Source organism: Rathayibacter sp. VKM Ac-2754 (assembly GCF_009807095.1).
In the GTDB taxonomy this organism is placed as follows: Bacteria; Actinomycetota; Actinomycetes; order Actinomycetales; family Microbacteriaceae; genus Rathayibacter.
In genome coordinates, this window is record NZ_WUCC01000014.1 from 30596 (window position 1) to 48293 (window position 17698).

Below are 17698 nucleotides of genomic sequence, written 5' to 3' on the forward strand. Positions count from 1 at the left end.
GAGCCGAGGTGAGGCGAGGAGTCGCGATGACGCAGATCGGCCGCAGCCGCGCCTCCGTCACCGTGCCGGTCTCGGCCTGGAGCTCGGACTCGCCGTCAGCCGAGGTGCGCCTCGGCTGGGCCGCTCGCACGGACACCGGACTCGTCCGCAGCGCCAACGAGGACAGCTACCTCGCGAAGTCCCCCCTCTTCGCCGTGGCGGACGGGATGGGCGGGCACGCGGCGGGAGAGGTCGCCAGCGACGCCGTCGTCTCGAGCCTCTCCCGCGCGGCGACCGGTGCGACTGTCGGCACCGAGGAGATCGACCGCGCTCTGAGGGACGCCGTCGACGACATCGCGCGTCACGCCGGCGACGCCGACGGCGGGACCGGCACGACCGTCACCGGAGCGGCGCTCACGGCGGTGGGCGGCGAGCCCTATTGGTCGATCTTCAACATCGGCGACTCCCGGGTCTACCTCTGGATCCCGGGCTCCCTCGTGCAGCTGACCGTCGACCACTCGATCGTGCAGGAGCTCGTCGACGCCGGGCTCATCACTCGCGACGAAGCCGACGTCCACCCGCACGGCAACGTGATCACGCGCGCGGTCGGCTTCCACGAGGCCCCCGTCCCCGACTACCGACTCGTGCCCGTGATCGCGCCCTCCCGATTGCTGATCTGCTCCGACGGACTCACCAAGGAGCTGACCGACGCCGGGCTCGAGCACCTGCTCTCGAGCACGGCGAGTGCGCTGGAGGCGGCGGACGCGCTGGTCGAGGCCGCCCTCGAGAACGGCGGCCGCGACAACATCACGGTCGTCGTCGTCGATGTCCTCGCGGTGACGGGGGACCCGGGCTGATCCCCGTCATCAGGGAGGACACCCACCGCCCCTGGCTACGATGGGGAGAGGAAGGGCGTTCTCGGTGATCTGCAGCACGTGTGGCTCCAACCTCGCCCCCGGGGCGATCCTCTGCGGTGAGTGCGGATCCTCGGTGGCGTCGCACGCGACGCCCGGGGCGTCGCGACCGACGTCCGTCGGCGACACGACGGTGCTCGATCCCTCGCGCCGCGCCTGGCTCCCGGGTCTCGCGCCGGGCCGCCACCGCCGTCCTGCGCCCGGCGCACCGATGGCGCCTCCGGCGCAGGGACTCGTCCGGCTCAGCTTCGCGTCGGGACAGCACGCGATCGTGACCGGCAACGGGCTCGTCGGCAGGGAGCCGCTCCCCGACCCCGGCGAGACCTTCCGGCACATTCTGGCGATCCCCGACGTCTCGCGCTCGCTCTCGAAGACGCACCTCGAGTTCGGCTTCGACGAGGGCGGCCTCTGGGTGCGCGACCGCTGGTCGGCCAACGGCTCCGTGCTGGTGACGACCACGCAGGCTCCGCTGCCCCTCGAGGCGGGGCGTCGCTACCGCGCCAAGATCGGGAGCCGCGTCCTGCTGTCGACCGTCGAGATGGGGATCGAGCGCGTCGACGGCTCCTCCACAGGCTCCGGCCGTCCACCGATCACCCGCTGAGCCCCCGCGGCGCGCTCGCCTCCGGTGAGCTTGACGCCATGACGATCCGAACCGCCACCGCTCCACCGAGTGCGCCCGCTCCTCCCGCGGCACCGACCCGGGCGTCCTTCCCGTGGATCGCGGCGCTGGCGCCCGTCCTCACCTCGCTCGTGCTCTACGCGCTCACCTCCTCGCCCTACACGCTCGCGCTCGCCGCGCTCGGGCCGATCGTCGCCGTCGCCTCGTACCTCGACGGGGCGCGGCAGCGACGGCGCTCGGCGCGCATCGAGACGGAGCGCTACCGCCGATCGCTCCTCGAGTACGAGGCCGCCCTGGTCGAGACCCGCGAGAGCGAGCTCGCGGCGCTGCGTCTCGCCGCCCCGGGCGCGCTCGCGGTCCTCGAGGGCGCGCTGCCGGTGGACACCCGCTGGCGCCGATCCGCCGCCTCGCTCGAGCTCGTGCTCGGAACGGGTGAGCGCGTCGCCGCGGCGCCCGGGCGGACGCCGGGGCCGACCCTCCCCGACGCGCCGCTGACCGCTGCTCTCTCGGCCGGCATCGGCGTCGTCGGACCTCCTGTGCTCGTCCGGGCATTCGCGCGGGCCCTGATCGTGCAGTGCGCAGAGCTCGTCGCGCCGGCCGATCTCTCGATCGTGCTGCCGTCCGGGTCGGAGTGGGCCGGGTCGCGGGCGCTGCCCCACGCGCGGACGGCCGCTGCCCCGGTCGTGCTCAGGGTCGTGGAGCAGGGCTCGGACGACGAGCCGGTGCCCGACGGGAGGCTGATCGTCCTCACCGACGACCCGTCGCGCCTGCCCACGGCCTGCCGCGTCGTCGTCGTGCTCGGCGGGCGGGAGGGCGACCTCGTGGTGGGGCGGCTGCTGCCCGGGGTGACGGAGCACCTGCGCGTCGACTACGTCTCCCAGGCGCAGGCGCAGGCCTACGCGGTCGAGCTCGCCGGCGCGTCCGGCGGCTCCGGGGGTCGCGACCTTCCCGCCCGGGTGCTTCTCACCGAGCTCGGCGCGCTGCGCCGCGGCGGGGGAGAACCGGGGCTCCGCGCGGTCGTCGGCGCGGTCGAGGACGGTCCGTTCGAGATCGACCTCGTGCGGGACGGTCCGCACGCGATCATCGGCGGGACGACGGGCAGCGGCAAGAGCGAGCTGCTCATCGCGTGGATCACGGCGCTCGCGGCGCGCCACGATCCGGCTGCGCTGACCTTCCTCCTCGCGGACTTCAAGGGCGGCGCGGGCTTCGCCGCGCTGGCCGGGCTCCCGCACGTGACCGGAGTGATCACGGACCTCGATCCGGGCGGCGCCGCCCGGGCCTTCGCCAGCGTCGCCGCCGAGCTGCGACGTCGGGAGGTCGTCCTGGCGCAGCACAGCGTGCCGGACATCGCGAGGCTCGCGCCCGGCACTCTGGCGAGGCTCGTGATCGTCGTCGACGAGTGCGCGGTGGTGCTCGAGCGCTCGCCCGAGCTGCACCGGGCGTTCGCGGACATCACGGCGCGCGGGCGCTCGCTCGGCGTCCACCTCGTCCTCTGCACGCAGAGGCCGGTGGGGGTGGTCCGCGATGCGGTCGCGGCCAACTGCGGCCTGCGCATCGCCCTGAGGGTGCAGGACACCGCCGACTCGAGAGCTCTGATCGGCTCGGACGCGGCCGCCCGCCTTCCGCACGGCACTCCCGGCCGGTGCATCGTCTCGGTCGGCGGACGGCAGAGACTCGTGCAGTCTGCGATCGCCCGGAGCGAGGATCTCGCGGCGGCCGTGCAGCCGGGTGACGAGGAGGTCGCGGTGCACCGGCCGTGGCGCGACCCGCTGCCGGCGGTGCTCCCGCTGCCGGGCGGAGGAGACGGGCGCCTCCTCCTCGGGCTGGTGGACCGTCCCGAGGAGCAGAGTCAGGTGGTCGTCGCGCTCGAGCGCCGGTCCGTCCTGGTGCTCGGGGCCTCCGGCTCCGGGCGCTCGGGGGCGCTGCGGACGATCGCGACGCAGCTCAGCCCGGCGCGCCTCGTCGGACCGCACGATGCGGAGGAGGCGTGGGACGCGATCGTCGACGACTCCCCCGGTTCCGGGCCGCTCCTCGTCGACGATCTCGACCTGCTGCTGAGGCGCTGCACCGACGAGGAGCGGCGGCGTCTGCTCGACGCCCTGCAGACCGCGGTCAGAGCGGGGGAGCGCCTGGTCGTCGCCGCCGCGCGCCGCCCCACGGACGGTCTCGCCGCGCTGCGGGACGCCTTCGACGACGTCCTGCTGCTCCGCGCATCGAACCGCCAGGAGCACCAGCTCCTCGCGCTCGCCGGGGAGGTCTTCGATCCCGAGCTCCCACCCGGCGGCGGCTGGTGGCACGGGGAGCGGATCCAGGTCTTCGCGCCCGCCGAGAATGCGTCCGACGTCGCCTCATCGACACCACCCGAGGTGTCGTTCGCTCGGGGCCCGGTCGCCGTCCTGACGAACCGCGCCCGGGCGGTCCGCTCGCGCCTGGAGGCGCTGGGGGTCGCGGTCTCGAGCACGGAGGAGGCGCTCGCCGCAGAGACACCGCGAGGCGCCGTGATCGGCTCTGTCTTCGAGTGGTCCTCCGCCCGCAGCCTCCTCACCGCGGTGCGCCGAGCAGGGACGGTCGTGGTCGATGTCGCGCCGAGCGAGGCGCGACTCGTCCTCGGGGCGCTGGGGCCCCCACCGCTCTGCTCCGGAGACCGCGTCCTGGTCGAGCGCGACGGCACGCTCCACCGAGCGCGCTGGCCGGCGACGGACCGGCCCGAACACAGGGAATCCTCCGTATGACGATGCCTCCAGCACGGAATTCGTGACGATCGTGTTTCCGGATGCGCGATCTCGTCGGTCCGCCGTCGACAGGCGGTGGGGGCTGTGCCAGTATTTCCTCACATTCACGCCGGTCGGCCGGAGCACCGATCCAGACAGGAGTCGCAGCATGACCCGTCCCCTCCCGAGGGATCCCGTCCTCCGCGACGCCATCGCCGTGGCGCGCTCCCGGGATCGCGAGCGCAGGGCCGTCCTCTCGCGACGGGCGGTCCTCGGAGGGCTCGGACTCGGGGCGGGAGCGCTGGCGCTCGCCGCGTGCGCTCCGGTGAGCCGGCCCGCTCCGACGGCCGCGGCGGACGCGTCGGCCTCCGACCCGGCGCTCGTGTGGGACAACTGGCCCGCCTACCTCGACGAGGACGACGACGGGGCCTATCCGACGCTGCTCGCCTTCGAGGAGCAGACCGGCATCTCGGTGACCTACAACGTGGCGGTCGACGACAACAACTCCTACTACGGCAAGGTCAAGGACCAGCTCGCGCTCGGCCAGTACATCGGAGCGGACACGGTCTGCCTGACCGAGTGGATGGTCTCGCGCCTGGCCCGACGCCAGTACATCCAGGAGCTCGACCACGCGAACATCCCGAACATCGCCAATCTGACGCCGTCGCTCGCGAACCCCGACTTCGACCCCGGACGTCATCTCTCGCTGCCGTGGCAGGCGGGCTTCGCCGGCATCTGCTGGAACAAGGAGAAGCTGCCCGGCGGGCTGGAGAGCATCGACGACCTGTGGGACCCCGCGCTGCGCGGGCGCGTCGGGGTGCTCAGCGAGATGCGCGACACGATCGGCCTGATCATGCTCGCCCAGGGCACGGACATCGCGGGGAAGTGGGGCGACGACGAGTTCATGAACGCGATCGACGTCTTCCGCGAGCAGGTGGACGAGGGCCAGATCCGCAACATCAAGGGCAACGCCTATCTGAACGACCTGCAGAACGAGGACACCCTCGCCGCCATCTGCTGGTCGGGCGACATCACCCTGATCAACGCGGAGGCCGGCGACAAGTGGGAGTTCGCCCTCCCCGACTCCGGTGGCACCCTCTGGAACGACACCTTCGTCGTGCCGATGGGCTCGCAGCGCAAGGCCAACGCCGAAGCCCTCATGAACTACTACTACGAACCCGAGGTGGCCGCCCAGGTCGCCGCGTGGGTCAACTACATCACCCCCGTCGACGGAGCGAAGGAAGCCATGGAGAGCATCGATCCGGATCTGGCCGAGAACCAGCTGATCTTCCCCGACGAGGAGACGCTGTCGCAGGCCCACGTCTTCCGGACGCTCACGGCGGACGAAGAGAAGGACTACCAGGCCGAGTTCCAGAAAGTGCTGCTGGGCATCTGATGGCCGCCGGAACCTTCGCCGAGAGCGGCGCCGACCTCGAACTGGTCGGGATCAGCAAGCAGTACCCGGGCTTCACCGCCATCGACTCCCTCGACCTCACCATCCCCGCGGGATCCTTCTTCGCGCTGCTGGGCCCCTCGGGCTGCGGCAAGACGACGACGCTGCGCCTCGTCGCAGGCCTCGAGGAGCCCTCCGGCGGCCGCATCCTCATCGGCGGCAAGGACGTCACGGCGACGAAGACGTACCAGCGCCCCGTCAACACGGTCTTCCAGTCGTACGCGCTGTTCCCGCACATGTCGATCCTCGAGAACGTCGCCTTCGGCCTGAAGCGCCGGAAGATCGACGACCCGGTCGGGAAGGCGCACGAGGCCCTCCGCCTGGTCGAGCTCGACCACCTCGCCCAGCGACGCCCCGCGCAGCTCTCCGGTGGGCAGCAGCAGCGGGTGGCCCTCGCACGCGCCATCGTCAACCGTCCGGCACTCCTGCTCCTCGACGAGCCGCTCGGCGCACTCGACCTCAAGCTGCGCCGGCAGATGCAGCTCGAGCTGAAGTCGATCCAGGAGGAGGTCGGCCTCACCTTCCTGCACGTCACCCACGACCAGGAGGAGGCCATGACCATGGCCGACACGGTCGCGGTGATGAACAAGGGGCGCATCGAGCAGATGGGCGCCCCCGAGGAGCTCTACGAGCTGCCGCGCACCGCCTTCGTCGCCAACTTCCTCGGGCAGTCGAACCTCTTCACGGGGGAGGTCGTCGGCTCGAGCTCCACGGCGCTCACCGTCGAGGCGGGCGGCAACCGGATCGTGGTGCCGACCGCGAGGTCGGCGCGCGAGTCGGGGGAGATGACCATCGGGGTGCGCCCCGAGAAGCTGCTCCTCCTGACCGAGGCTCCCGCCGACGCTCCCGATCGCAACGTGCTCGGCCCGGGCCGCGTGGTCGACGTCTCGTTCAGCGGGGTCAGCACGCAGTACACGATCGAGTTCCCGAGCGTCGGACCCGTCGTCGTCTTCGCGCAGAACATGGTCTTCGGGCCGGTCGTCGGCGAAGGTGCAGAGGTCTGGGTCAGCTGGAGCATCGAGCACGGCTTCGGCCTCGCCGACGAGCCGGGCACCGTCCCGCGCTTCGACCCAGACGACTCCACGCGGGCGATCGCACTGCAGAAGCGCGGGCTCCTCGCCGGGCGAGCCGGAGGGTCGTAGGCATGGCCTTCGCCGCCTTCGCGTCCGGCACCGCGGATCCGCTCGACGCGCCCGTCCGGAAGCGGTCGACCATCGCGCTGGTCCTGCTCCTGCCGGGCATCGCCTACATGCTGCTGTTCTTCCTCACGCCGCTCGTCTCGCTGGTGCTGACCTCGTTCCAGGTCGAGATCCCGGACGGCGACATCGGCGAGTACGCGCCCGGCTTCGCCTGGCAGAACTACCTCGTCGTGATGGCGGACTACTGGCCGCACGCGCTCCGCTCGTTCGGCTACGCCCTGATCGCGACGGTGCTGGCGCTGGTCATCAGCTACCCGCTGGCGTACTTCATCGGCGTGAAGGCGCGGCCGTGGCCGCTGCTGCAGAACCTGCTGCTCACTCTCGTCATCGCGCCGTTCTTCATCAGCTTCCTGCTGCGCACCCTGGCCTGGAAGCAGATCATGTCGGACGAGAGCCCGCTGGTGCAGACGCTGAAGGCGATCGCGATCCTCCCGAGCGACGGCCACCTCACGGGGACCCCGTTCGCGGTGATCTTCGGCATCACCTACAACTTCATCCCGTTCATGACGCTGCCGCTCTACACGACCCTCGAGCGACTCGACACGAGGTTCCTCGAGGCGGGATCGGATCTCTACGCGCATCCCGCGTCGGTCTTCTGGAAGGTGACGGTGCCGCTGTCGATGCCCGGCATCGTGTCGGGGACCCTGCTCACCTTCATCCCGGCGGCGGGCGACTACATCAACGCGAGCCGCGACTTCCTCGGCTCCTCGCAGACCTCGATGGTCGGCAACGCGATCGAGGCGAACTTCCTGACCCTCGAGAACTACCCCGCGGCGGCGGCGCTGTCCATCGTCCTGATGGCCGTCATCCTCGTCATCGTCGGCTTCTACGTGAAGCGCAGTGGAACGGAGGACCTCCTGTGACCGCCACCGCCGATCGCCCCGTCGCGAGCGCCCAGGAGATCCTCGGCGCCCCGGCCCCCGCTCCCGTCAGGGGACCGCGCCGGTTCAAGGGTCTCGGGCTCGGTGTCTACACCGCGCTCGCGCTGATCTTCCTGCTCATCCCCATCGGATACACCTTCGTGTTCTCGTTCAACGACTCGGGCAAGAGCAACCTCGCCTGGCGCGGCTTCACCTTCGACAAGTGGGTGTCGGCCTGGACGAGCCCCGAGGTCATGAGGGCGTTCGGGAACAGCCTCCTGGTCGGCGCCGTCGCGACCGTGCTCGCCACCGCGCTCGGCACGATGATCGCGATCGCGCTCGTGCGCTTCCGCTTCCGGTTCCGGTCGGCGATCAGCCTGCTGCTGTTCCTCCCGATGGCGACCCCCGAGGTCGTGCTCGGAGCCGGTCTCGCGGCGCAGTTCCTGGCGGTGGGGGCCGAGAAGGGGCTCGTCACGATCATCCTGGCGCACACGATGTTCTGCATCAGCTTCGTGGTGGTGACGGTGAAGGCCCGCGTCGCGAGCCTCGATCCGCGCCTGGAGGAGGCCGGCCGCGACCTCTACGCCTCGCCCGCTCAGGTCTTCTGGCGCATCACCTTCCCACTGCTGCTGCCGGGGATCCTCGCCGCCGCGCTGCTCTCGTTCGCGCTGAGCTTCGACGACTTCATCATCACGAACTTCAACTCCGGCTCGGTGACGACGTTCCCGAAGTACATCTACATCGCGGCCGCCCGCGGCATCCCCGCCGAGGCGAACGTGATCGCGTCGGCCGTCTTCCTCCTGGCGATCGTGATCGTCGTCGTCACGCAGGTGTCGTCGGCGGCCCGGGCGAAGAGGATCGCGCAGAGCCAGTGAGCCCGGCGGCCCCTATCGGGGCGCGGTCTCAGACGTAGGAGGCGCGGATGGCGCCGACCGGGCGCCCGCCGCCCGAGACCACCGGGTTGAGCTTCACCAGGACGTCGTTGGCGGCGGCCCGGTCGACCGCGCCGATCTCGACGAGCAGCTTCAGGGCGACGACCGTCGCGGCCCGGAGGCTGCCGTCGAGGATCTTCAGCGCGACGGTCGTCCCGTCGGGGGACGCCATCACCAGCACGCCCTCGGCACCCAGCTTGGCGACGAGGCCCAGGCGCTCGATGACGACGGTGTTGTCGCGACCTGGTCCGTCGATCGCCCAGGCGTTCTCGAGGATCGCGTTCGTCAGGACGCCGGCCTGGCGGTAGAGGCCGAAGGGCGACGCCGCGGAGGAGGAGACGATCCGCGAGATGCCCTTGGCCAGGGCGGTCAACGGCAGTGCGTGCACCGGCGCTCCGCAGCCGTCGATCCCGGAGGCGACGACGCGCTCGCCGGTCAGGCGCTCGATCGTGTCGACGATGTGCTGCTGCAGCGGGTGCGAGCGCTCGAGGTAGTCCTCGGTGCTCCAGCCGTTCTGCACGCAGGCCAGCAGCATCGCCGCGTGCTTGCCCGAGCAGTTCATGTACAGCGGGTCCTGGGTCGCGCCGGCGCGCATGAGCTGTGCGCGCGTCGTGGAGTCGCCGGGCCAGTCGGCCGGGCACTGCAGCGCCGTGTGGTCGAGGCCGGCTCGGAAGAGCAGGTTCTGCACCAGGGCGACGTGCTGCGGGATGCCGGCGTGGCTCGCGGTCGCGATGACCGCCTCCGCCCCCGTGAGATCGACGCCCGCCGTCATCACCGCGAGGGCCTGGAACGGCTTGAGGCAGGATCGCGGGAAGACGGGCGCGGTCGGCGTGCCGAGGCTCCGGGCGACGCGGCCGTCGGAGTCGAGGACGACGGCGGAGCCGGCGTGACGCGACTCGACGAAGCCGGATCGCTCGACGACGGCCAGTTCGACGGACTCTGCGACGGTGAAGGTTCCTTCGGGCATCCCTCCATCTTGCCCGACGCCCGGACGGCTCCCGTCCGCTCAGGCCGCGAGACGACCCCGGGGCTCCCTCAGCGCCGCGCGCCGGGAGCCCGCGGAGTCGACCGCGATCGTCGTCAGAGCGTCGCGAAGGCCTCGGCGAGGACGGACACGGCGTCGTCGAGCAGCTCGTCGGTGAGGGCGAGGCTCGGCAGGAACCGGACGACGTTGCCGTAGGTGCCGGCGCTCAGGACCAGGACGCCGTGCGCTGCCGCGTAGTCGATGATCGCCGTGACGGCAGCGGTGTTCGGCGTCTTCGTCGTGGCGGCCGTACCCGGCTGAACGAGCTCGATCGCCATCATCGCGCCGATGCCGCGGACGTCTCCGATGATGTCGTACTGCTCCTGCAGAGCCCGGAGGGCCGCGCCGAGGCGGGCGCCGATGCGGTCGGCCTCGGCCAGCAGGCCGTCCTGCTCGATGCGCTCGAAGACGGCGACGGCGGCGGCCGCGGCGACCGGATTGCCGCCGAAGGTGCCGCCGAGCCCGCCGGCCTGCGCCGAGTCCATGATCTCGGCCCGGCCCGTGACGCCCGCGAGCGGCAGACCGCCGGCGATGCCCTTGGCCGAGAGGACCAGGTCCGGGACCAGCCCGAAGTGCTCGCTCGCGAAGTACGCGCCGGTGCGCGCCATGCCCGACTGGATCTCGTCGGCGACGAAGACGATGCCGTTCGCCGTGCACCACTCCTGCAGCGCGGGCAGGTAGCCCTGCGCGGGGACCATGAAGCCGCCCTCGCCCTGCACCGGCTCGACGACCAGGCAGGCCAGCGCGGAGGCGCCGACCGTCTTCTCGAGGTACGAGATCGTGCGCTCGGCCGCCTCGGCACCCGAGAGGCCGTCGTGGTAGGGGTAGGAGCTCGGCGCGCGGTGCACGTCGCTCGCGAACGGGCCGAAGCCGAGCCCGTAGGGCAGGGCCTTGAAGTTCATCGCCATGGTGAGGTTGGTGCGGCCGTGGTACGCGTGGTCGAGCACCGCGACTCCGGGACGACCCGTGTGCTTGCGGGCGATCTTGACGGCGTTCTCGACCGCCTCCGCACCGGAGTTGACGAGCACCGTCTTCTTCGCGAAGTCGCCGGGGGTGTGCTCGGCGAGCAGCTCCGCCACGCGGATGTAGGGCTCGTAGGGCGTCACCGTGAAGAGGGTGTGCGTCAGGCGGCCGAGCTGCGCGGTCGCGGCGGCGACCACCGCGTCGTCGGTGTGGCCGATGGTCGTGACGCCGATGCCCGCGCCGAGGTCGATGAACTGGTTGCCGTCGACGTCGACGAGGATCGCCCCGTGCGCGCGGTCGATGTAGACGGGCAGCGCCGTGCCGACTCCCGACGGGACGACGGCGAGGCGCCGCTCGTGCAGTGCTCGCGATCGCGGCCCCGGGATCTCGGTCGCGAGGCGCCGCTCCTGGGGGACTGCCGACGTGGGAACCTGGGGGGCGAGCGTGTCTGTCATGGTCCGTCGAGTCTATCCGCGGGCCGTCGGAGCTCAGGGGTCCAGACTGTCGAGACCGGCCTGATCCACCGGCGAGAAGGGGCATTCCGATGAAGTCAGCGCACGATTACGCGGTTTCCGTCGTCTGGGAGGGCGATCGCGGAACGGGCACCAGCGGGTACCGGGAGTACGGGCGGCAGAATCTGGTCCGCGCGGAGGGACCCGCGCCGATCCTCGGCTCGGCCGACAAGCCCTTCCGCGGCGACCCCGACCGGTGGAACCCGGAGCAGCTGCTGCTCGCCTCCCTGGCGCAGTGCCACCTGCTCTCGTACCTGCACGTCGCCGTGAAGAACGGAGTCGTCGTCACGGGCTACGCGGACGACGCGATCGGCCGGATGGTGCAGGAGGGCGAGGGCGGCCGGTTCGAGTCGGTGACCCTCCGGCCACACGTGCGCGTGGCCGACGAGTCGATGATCGAGCTCGCGCAGACACTGCACGCCGAGGCGTCGCGGCTGTGCTTCATCGCCAACTCGGTGAACTTCCCGGTGGGACACGAGCCGACGACCGAGGCGGGGCCGAGCTCCGCGAGCTGAACGGCTCAGCGCCGTTCGTGCGGCAGGGCCCTCTTGAGGCGCTCGACCGCGCTCGCCGGCGGCGACTCGTTGTAGACGCCCGCGAGCTCCTGACCCGACAGGGCGTGGATCGCCGCCATCACCTCGTCGGTCGCGTGGCGCCTCGCGCGCCCGGAGTCTGCGGAACCGTGCGGGGACAGGTCGAGCGGGTCGCCGAAGCGGACGGTGATGCGGTGCAGTCGCGGGATGCTCGACCCGACCGGCTGCAGCTCCTGGGTGCCGATCAGCCCGACCGGGACGACCGGGGCGCCCGTGGTGAGGGCGAGCCACGCGACTCCGGTGCGGCCCCGGTAGAGGCGGCCGTCGCGCGACCGGGTGCCCTCGGGGTACACAGCGAACGCCTCGTCGCGCTCGAGGATCGCGCGACCGAGGTCGAGCGCCTCCTGCGCCGCCTGACCCGCCCCGCGCTCGACCGCGACGGCTCCGACGGCCGTGAAGAACGAGCGGGAGAGCGCACCGCGCACGCCCGGCCCGGTGAAGTAGTCGGCCTTCGCGAGGAACTGCACGGGCCTCGGCGCCAGCAGCGTCAGCACGGGGGAGTCGATGAACGAGAGGTGGTTGCTGGCGAGGATCACGCGACCGGAGGAGGGGACGTTGTCGCGCCCCTCGACGATCGGCCGGTAGATCAGCCGTCCGGCGCCGCCCATGGTGAGGCGCGCCAGACGCGCCGAGAGACCGATCCCGGGTGGGGTCGGCCTCTCGTGATCGTCGTCGGTCCGCATTCGGACGAGGCTACCGGCGGGTGCATGCCGCCGGAGTCATGCGGTCAGCTCAGCGTCGCGAGCGCCTCCTCGATGACGCTCGCGGCGTCGTCGATCAGCTCGTCGCTGATGACGACGCTGGGCATGATGCGCAGGACGCTGTCCCAGCTTCCGGCGTCGAGCACGATGACGCCGTGGGTGGTCGCGTGCTTCAGGATCGCCGCGAGCGCCTCCGGATTCTGGCGCTTCGTGCCGGGGTGCACGAGCTCGACTCCGAACATGGCGCCCTTGCCGCGCACCTCGCCGACGACCGGGAAGCGCTCGGCCCAGTCGCCGATGCGGGCCCAGAGAGCGCGCTCGACGCGCTGCGCCTCGGCGAGGAGCCCCTCGGACTCGATCGCCTCGAACGTGGCGAGGGCCGCGGCGGTCGAGACGGGGTTGCCGCCGAACGTGCCGCCGATGCCGCCGGGCTGCACGGCGTCCATGATCTCGGCGCGGCCGGTGACCGCCGCGAGGGGGAAGCCGCCCGCGATGCCCTTGGCCGTCGTGACGAGGTCGGGGACGACTCCGAAGTGCTCCATCGCGTACCAGGTGCCGGTGCGCGCGATCCCGGCCTGGATCTCGTCGGCGACGAAGACGATGCCGTTCTCGGTGCAGAACTCGGAGAGGCGCTCGAAGTAGCCGGGCGCGGGGATGATGATGCCGCCGTCGCCCTGGATCGGCTCGACGAAGAGGGCCGCGAGCTCCTGCGCCCCGATGTGGGTGCGGATGTAGTCGATGGCGCGCTCGGCGGCCTCGGCTCCGGTCATGCCCTCGGGGTCGCGGAACGGGTAGCTCATCGGGAGGCTGTAGATCTCGCCGGGGAACGGGCCCATGCCGGCGCGCTCGGGCCAGGGGCGGTAGGTCATCGCCATGGTCAGGTTGGTGCGGCCGTGGAAGGCGTGGTCGAGGGAGGCGATGGCACGGCGGCCCGTGTGCTTGCGGGCGATCTTGACGGCGTTCTCGACCGCCTCGGCGCCCGAGTTGACGAGGATCGAGTGCTTCTCGAAGTCACCGGGGGTGATCTCGGCGAGCTTCTCGGCGACGCGGACGTAGTTCTCGTAGGGCGTCACCGTGAAGAGGGTGTGGGTCAGCTTGTCGGCCTGGGCGGCGGCGGCCGCAGCGACGGCCGGGTGCGCGTGGCCGATGGTCGTGACTCCGATGCCGCAGCCCAGATCGATGTGGCGGTTGCCGTCGACGTCGACCAGGACGGCGCCCGAGGCGTGGTCCATGTAGATGTTCGCGAGGGTGCCGGCGCCTCGCGAGACGCTCGCGACGCGTCGCTCCTGCAGGGCGACGGAGCGAGGGCCGGGGAGCTCGGTGACGAGCGCGCGGGACTGGGGGACCGAGAATTCACGCATGCCGCCATGGTAGGCGAGCGGTATCGGAGGACCCCGTGCCGACGCTCCGGGGGTCTCCCGCATCCAGGCCCTCCATAGGAGGGTCGCGCAGGATGGTCTCCTCCCCGTACGTGCCGGCTCCGCCGGAGAGGAAAGGTGCGCTGTGCGCAGAACATTCGCGATCGTGGCCGTCGTCGCCGCGACCCTCGGCCTGACCGCCTGCACCGATGCCGCCGAGGAGGCGTCCCCGAGCGCCTCGGCGACTCCGCTCTCGTGCGTCGCGGAGGGAGATGCGACGAGCGCTGTGCAGACCAGTGGCGACTTCGCGACCAAGCCGGTCACCGTGTTCCCGACCCCGATCGAGGTGGACGAGACCGAGCGCTCGATCGCCATCGAGGGCACGGGCGCAGAGGTGGCCGAGGGCGACACCGTCCTCGTCGACTACACCCTCTACAACGGGACGAGCGGAGCCGAGTTCTCGGCCAGCAGCTACGCCTCCGGTGGCCGCGCCGCGTTCGCGGTCGACGTCGACAAGTACCTCGCGGGCCTCGTCAAGGCCGTCAACTGCGCGACCGTGGGATCGCGCGTCGTCGCCGTCGTGCCTCCCGCCGACGCCTTCGGTGATGCCGGCAACACCGACCTCGGCATCGCCGCGACCGACTCGATCGTCATGGTGATCGATGTCGAGGGCATCATCCCGTCGACCGCGACCGGGGAGCCGCAGCCTCCGGTCGACGGCCTGCCGACGGTGGCGCTCGCCGAGGACGGCACGCCGACCGTGACGATCCCGGCGACCGACCCGCCCGCCGACCTGCAGCTCGAGGTGCTGAAGAAGGGCGACGGCCAGGTCGTCGCCGACGGCGACTCGCTCGTGGTCCAGTACCAGGGCGTCGTCTGGGGCACCGGCACGGTCTTCGACCAGAGCTGGGGAACCGGCACTCCCGCGTCGTTCAGCACCGGAGACGTGATCGAGGGCTTCAAGCAGGCGGTGGTCGGTCAGACGGTCGGCTCGCAGGTGCTCGTCGTCATCCCGCCCGCCCAGGGCTACGGCGACGCGGGCAATGCGGATGCGGGCATCAGCGGCACCGACACGCTCGTCTTCGTGATCGACGTCCTCGCCGTCAGCTGACCCGGTCGCGGGCGGGCGCTCCGTGCCAGGATGGGCGGATGCGCAGGGTCATCATCCTCGGCTCGACCGGGTCCATCGGCACGCAGGCCCTCGACGTCATCGCCGCGAACCGCGACCGCTTCGAGGTGGTCGGGCTCTCGGCCGGGACGAACCGCGCCGTCGTCGCCGAGCAGGCCGCGGCCTTCGGTGTCGAGCACACGGCCTTCGGCGAGATCGAGGCCGAGCAGCTGGTGCGCGGCGTGGAGGCGGACGTCGTGCTGAACGGCATCACCGGCTCCGTGGGCCTCGGCCCGACCCTCGCTGCTCTCGAGGAGGGGCGGACGCTCGCGCTCGCCAACAAGGAGTCGCTGATCGTGGGCGGCGAGCTCGTCACCTCGATCGCGGCGCCCGGGCAGATCGTCCCGGTCGACTCCGAGCACTCGGCCATCGCGCAGGCCCTGCTCGCGGGCGAGCACCGCGAGGTGCGCCGGCTCGTGCTGACCGCCTCGGGCGGGCCGTTCCGCGGGCGCGACCGCGCCTCGCTCCGCGACGTGACTCCGGCGCAGGCGCTCGCGCATCCGACCTGGGACATGGGCCTCGTGGTCACGACCAACTCGTCCACCCTCGTCAACAAGGGCCTCGAGGTCATCGAGGCTCACCTGCTCTTCGACGTGGCCTACGACCGGATCGACGTGACGGTGCACCCGCAGTCGGTGATCCACTCGATGGTCGAGTTCGTCGACGGCTCGACCATCGCGCAGGCGTCGCCGCCCGACATGCGGCTCCCCATCTCGCTCGGCCTCGACTGGCCGCACCGCGTCGCCGGCGTCGGCGCGCCGCTCGACTGGACGCGGTCGCACAGCTGGACGTTCGAGCCCCTCGACGAGGAGGCGTTCCCCTCGGTCCGGCTCGCCAAGCGCGTCGGAGTCGCGGGGGCGTCGTTCCCCGCCGTCTTCAACGCGGCGAACGAGCAGGCCGTGCAGGCCTTCCACGCGGGACGGATCGGCTACCTCGGCATCCTCGAGACGGTCGAGGCCGTGGTCGACGCGCACACCGTCGACGGCGCACTGACCCGGGAGTCGCTGGCCGACGCCGAGACGTGGGCGCGCCGCGCGGCGGACGAGCGGATCGCCGCGGCCTGACGTCCCGCGGTCACGGCGCGCACGTCGACAGCGCCGCTACCGCGGAGGAGAGCGTGCCGGTGCCACCGAGGAGCACGAAGCGGTCGATGCCGAGCTGCTGAGCGGCGTCGAGGACGCTCTGGCGGATGCAGTCGCTGTCGGTCAGGTAGATCCGCCGGTGCAGCTCGGATGCCGCCGCGATCGAGCCGAGTGCGTCGGCGAACGAGTCGGCCCGGACGAGGTAGGCGGTGTCGTTCAGCGGGTCACCGTTGCTGCCGCGGTTCACCGCGACGCTGGTGCGGATCCTGTCGCCGCCGGAGACCCTGCGGACGTCGATGTCGGGCAGGGCCGACTCGACGTCCGCCGCGATGCCCGCCGAGATCGCCGACTCGCTCCCGATGATCTGCACGCCCAGCGGTGACCGCGCTCGCAACGCGGCCTCGGTCGGCGCGTCGAGGGCGCTCTGTGCGCCGTCGACGAGCAGCACCGGGTCGCCCGCGTACCCGGCGACCGGGCCCACCGACAGCGCGTCGGGGAAGTTCGTCCCCGTGGCGAGGAACACGGTGTCGGCCTCGAGATCGCCGAACGCGTCCGCCACGACGAGTCGGGACGTCTCGTAGCGGTCCCGACCGCCGATCCTGTCGACCACGGATGAGAGCTCGCGGAGCCGTTCCTCCACCCCGGTGGAGACCGAGAGGGAGGAGCCCACTACGACGATCCGCTCGGGAGCCAGCCGGCGGATCTCCGCGCTGACCACGTCGGGGAGGATCGTCGGATCCGTCAGCAGCAGCGCCCCGCCCTGCAGCGCGGCAGCGGGTCCGGCGCTCAGCGCATCCGGCCAGTTCGCCCCGCTGACGAGATAGAGGACGGGCACCGGGGCGGTGAAGGCGGATCTCGACACAGAGACCGCAGTGTCGTAGCGGTCGGCGCCTGCGACACGGTCCGTGAAGTACTGCCAGGGGCGCAGCCGCAGGTCGATGCCGGTCGTCGTCGAGCCGGCATCGACTCGGACGGTCGTCGCTCCGGCGAGTGTCGGCGAGTCCTTCCAGTACCGATCCGAGAAGAAGCGGCGGCCCTCCCCGTCCGGCTCGCGCTCGGCGCGGACGGCGTACTCACCGGCCGGAAGAGAGTCGAGGGTGTAGCGGCCATCGGCGACGACCGCGTTCGCGTCGCGGCTCATGCTCTCCCAGTCGCCGGTGGCCGGGTCCTGCAGGTACGCGTCGACGCTCGCGTTCGAGCCGACGACTCCGGACACGGTGCCGCCGGGGCGGAGCTCGACGACGAACGTGCGCGTCTCCCCGGCCGCGAGCACCGCGACCTCGGCCGACTCGGCGAACGGCGTCCCGCCGAGCCAGCTGTGCGCCCAGCCGTCCGCCGACGCACGCACTGTCCAGGCGCCCGGCTGGACGGAGAAGCTCGTGGTGCCTCCGAAGACGCTCCCGCTCGAGGCGCCCCCCGGACCTCCCCAGCCGACGCCGTCGGAGTCGCCCGGGGAGAGCTGGAACGTCGTCATGGCGGGGCCCTCGGCGGGGCTGCCGTCCGCGGTCACGTAGTCCGCGGTCACGATGAGAGTGGCAGTGGTCTCCTCCGCGGAGGCGTCGACGGCGATCGAGCCGGAGACGAGGACCAGCGCGGTGATCGCGGCGGTGAGGAGGTGGGGCGTCTTCAC

The 17698-nt window shown here is 71.8% G+C and carries 15 protein-coding genes; 10 read left to right on the forward strand and 5 right to left on the reverse strand.

Annotation, left to right across the window (positions count from 1 at the left end; all coding sequences use genetic code 11):
- Positions 1-26 precede the first annotated feature (26 nt).
- The 7 genes from GRS92_RS17435 to GRS92_RS17465 all read left to right on the forward strand — a co-directional run bounded on the left by GRS92_RS17435 (position 27) and on the right by GRS92_RS17465 (position 8610).
- On the forward strand, positions 27-836 hold the full coding sequence (locus tag GRS92_RS17435; protein ID WP_159859164.1) for a PP2C family protein-serine/threonine phosphatase: 810 nt from the start codon (positions 27-29) through the stop codon (positions 834-836).
- 133 nt (positions 837-969) lie between these two features.
- Entirely contained in the window at positions 970-1494 is a 525-nt protein-coding gene (locus GRS92_RS17440) for a hypothetical protein (RefSeq protein WP_159859167.1), read from the forward strand.
- 38 nt (positions 1495-1532) lie between these two features.
- Positions 1533-4244: an FtsK/SpoIIIE domain-containing protein gene (locus tag GRS92_RS17445; protein WP_159859170.1), complete on the forward strand. Its 2712-nt coding sequence runs from the start codon at positions 1533-1535 to the stop codon at positions 4242-4244.
- Positions 4245-4392: 148 nt separating this feature from the next.
- The gene (locus tag GRS92_RS17450; protein ID WP_159859173.1) at positions 4393-5619 is read left to right on the forward strand and encodes an ABC transporter substrate-binding protein; all 1227 of its coding nucleotides are present in this window, start codon (positions 4393-4395) and stop codon (positions 5617-5619) included.
- Entirely contained in the window at positions 5619-6818 is a 1200-nt protein-coding gene (locus GRS92_RS17455) for an ABC transporter ATP-binding protein (RefSeq protein WP_159859176.1), read from the forward strand. The genes GRS92_RS17450 and GRS92_RS17455 overlap by 1 nt, the downstream gene beginning before the upstream one ends.
- Before the next feature lie 2 nt (positions 6819-6820).
- The gene (locus tag GRS92_RS17460; RefSeq protein ID WP_159859179.1) at positions 6821-7738 is read left to right on the forward strand and encodes an ABC transporter permease; all 918 of its coding nucleotides are present in this window, start codon (positions 6821-6823) and stop codon (positions 7736-7738) included.
- 122 nt (positions 7739-7860) lie between these two features.
- Complete coding sequence (locus tag GRS92_RS17465) at positions 7861-8610, forward strand: ABC transporter permease (protein WP_235022109.1); 750 nt, start codon at positions 7861-7863, stop codon at positions 8608-8610.
- Positions 8611-8638: 28 nt separating this feature from the next.
- Here the strand turns inward: GRS92_RS17465 and GRS92_RS17470 are convergent, their stop codons facing one another.
- Together GRS92_RS17470 and gabT are read right to left on the reverse strand one after the other, a co-directional pair.
- Positions 8639-9634 (reverse strand): asparaginase, encoded by a 996-nt coding sequence (locus tag GRS92_RS17470; RefSeq protein ID WP_159859182.1) that lies wholly within the window; start codon positions 9632-9634, stop codon positions 8639-8641.
- A 113-nt stretch (positions 9635-9747) separates the two neighbouring features.
- Positions 9748-11109, reverse strand: coding sequence for a 4-aminobutyrate--2-oxoglutarate transaminase (gabT, locus tag GRS92_RS17475; RefSeq protein WP_159859185.1), 1362 nt, complete (start codon positions 11107-11109; stop codon positions 9748-9750).
- An 89-nt stretch (positions 11110-11198) separates the two neighbouring features.
- Here gabT and GRS92_RS17480 point away from each other — a divergent pair, with 89 nt between their 5' ends.
- A complete protein-coding gene (locus GRS92_RS17480; RefSeq protein ID WP_159859188.1) occupies positions 11199-11681 on the forward strand; it encodes an OsmC family protein in 483 nt (160 codons plus the stop codon).
- Positions 11682-11686: 5 nt separating this feature from the next.
- On the opposite strand, the gene GRS92_RS17485 is transcribed toward GRS92_RS17480, so the two are convergent.
- Both GRS92_RS17485 and GRS92_RS17490 read right to left on the reverse strand, forming a co-directional pair.
- On the reverse strand, positions 11687-12442 hold the full coding sequence (locus tag GRS92_RS17485) for a lysophospholipid acyltransferase family protein (protein ID WP_159859191.1): 756 nt from the start codon (positions 12440-12442) through the stop codon (positions 11687-11689).
- Positions 12443-12486: 44 nt separating this feature from the next.
- Positions 12487-13821: an aminotransferase class III-fold pyridoxal phosphate-dependent enzyme gene (locus GRS92_RS17490; protein ID WP_159859194.1), complete on the reverse strand. Its 1335-nt coding sequence runs from the start codon at positions 13819-13821 to the stop codon at positions 12487-12489.
- Between the two features lie 142 nt (positions 13822-13963).
- Here GRS92_RS17490 and GRS92_RS17495 point away from each other — a divergent pair, with 142 nt between their 5' ends.
- Entirely contained in the window at positions 13964-14929 is a 966-nt protein-coding gene (locus GRS92_RS17495) for an FKBP-type peptidyl-prolyl cis-trans isomerase (protein ID WP_159859197.1), read from the forward strand.
- 38 nt (positions 14930-14967) lie between these two features.
- Positions 14968-16050, forward strand: coding sequence for a 1-deoxy-D-xylulose-5-phosphate reductoisomerase (locus tag GRS92_RS17500; RefSeq protein WP_159859200.1), 1083 nt, complete (start codon positions 14968-14970; stop codon positions 16048-16050).
- Between the two features lie 10 nt (positions 16051-16060).
- Here the strand turns inward: GRS92_RS17500 and GRS92_RS17505 are convergent, their stop codons facing one another.
- Positions 16061-17698, reverse strand: a complete 1638-nt coding sequence (locus GRS92_RS17505) for a cell wall-binding repeat-containing protein (protein WP_159859203.1) — start codon at positions 17696-17698, stop codon at positions 16061-16063.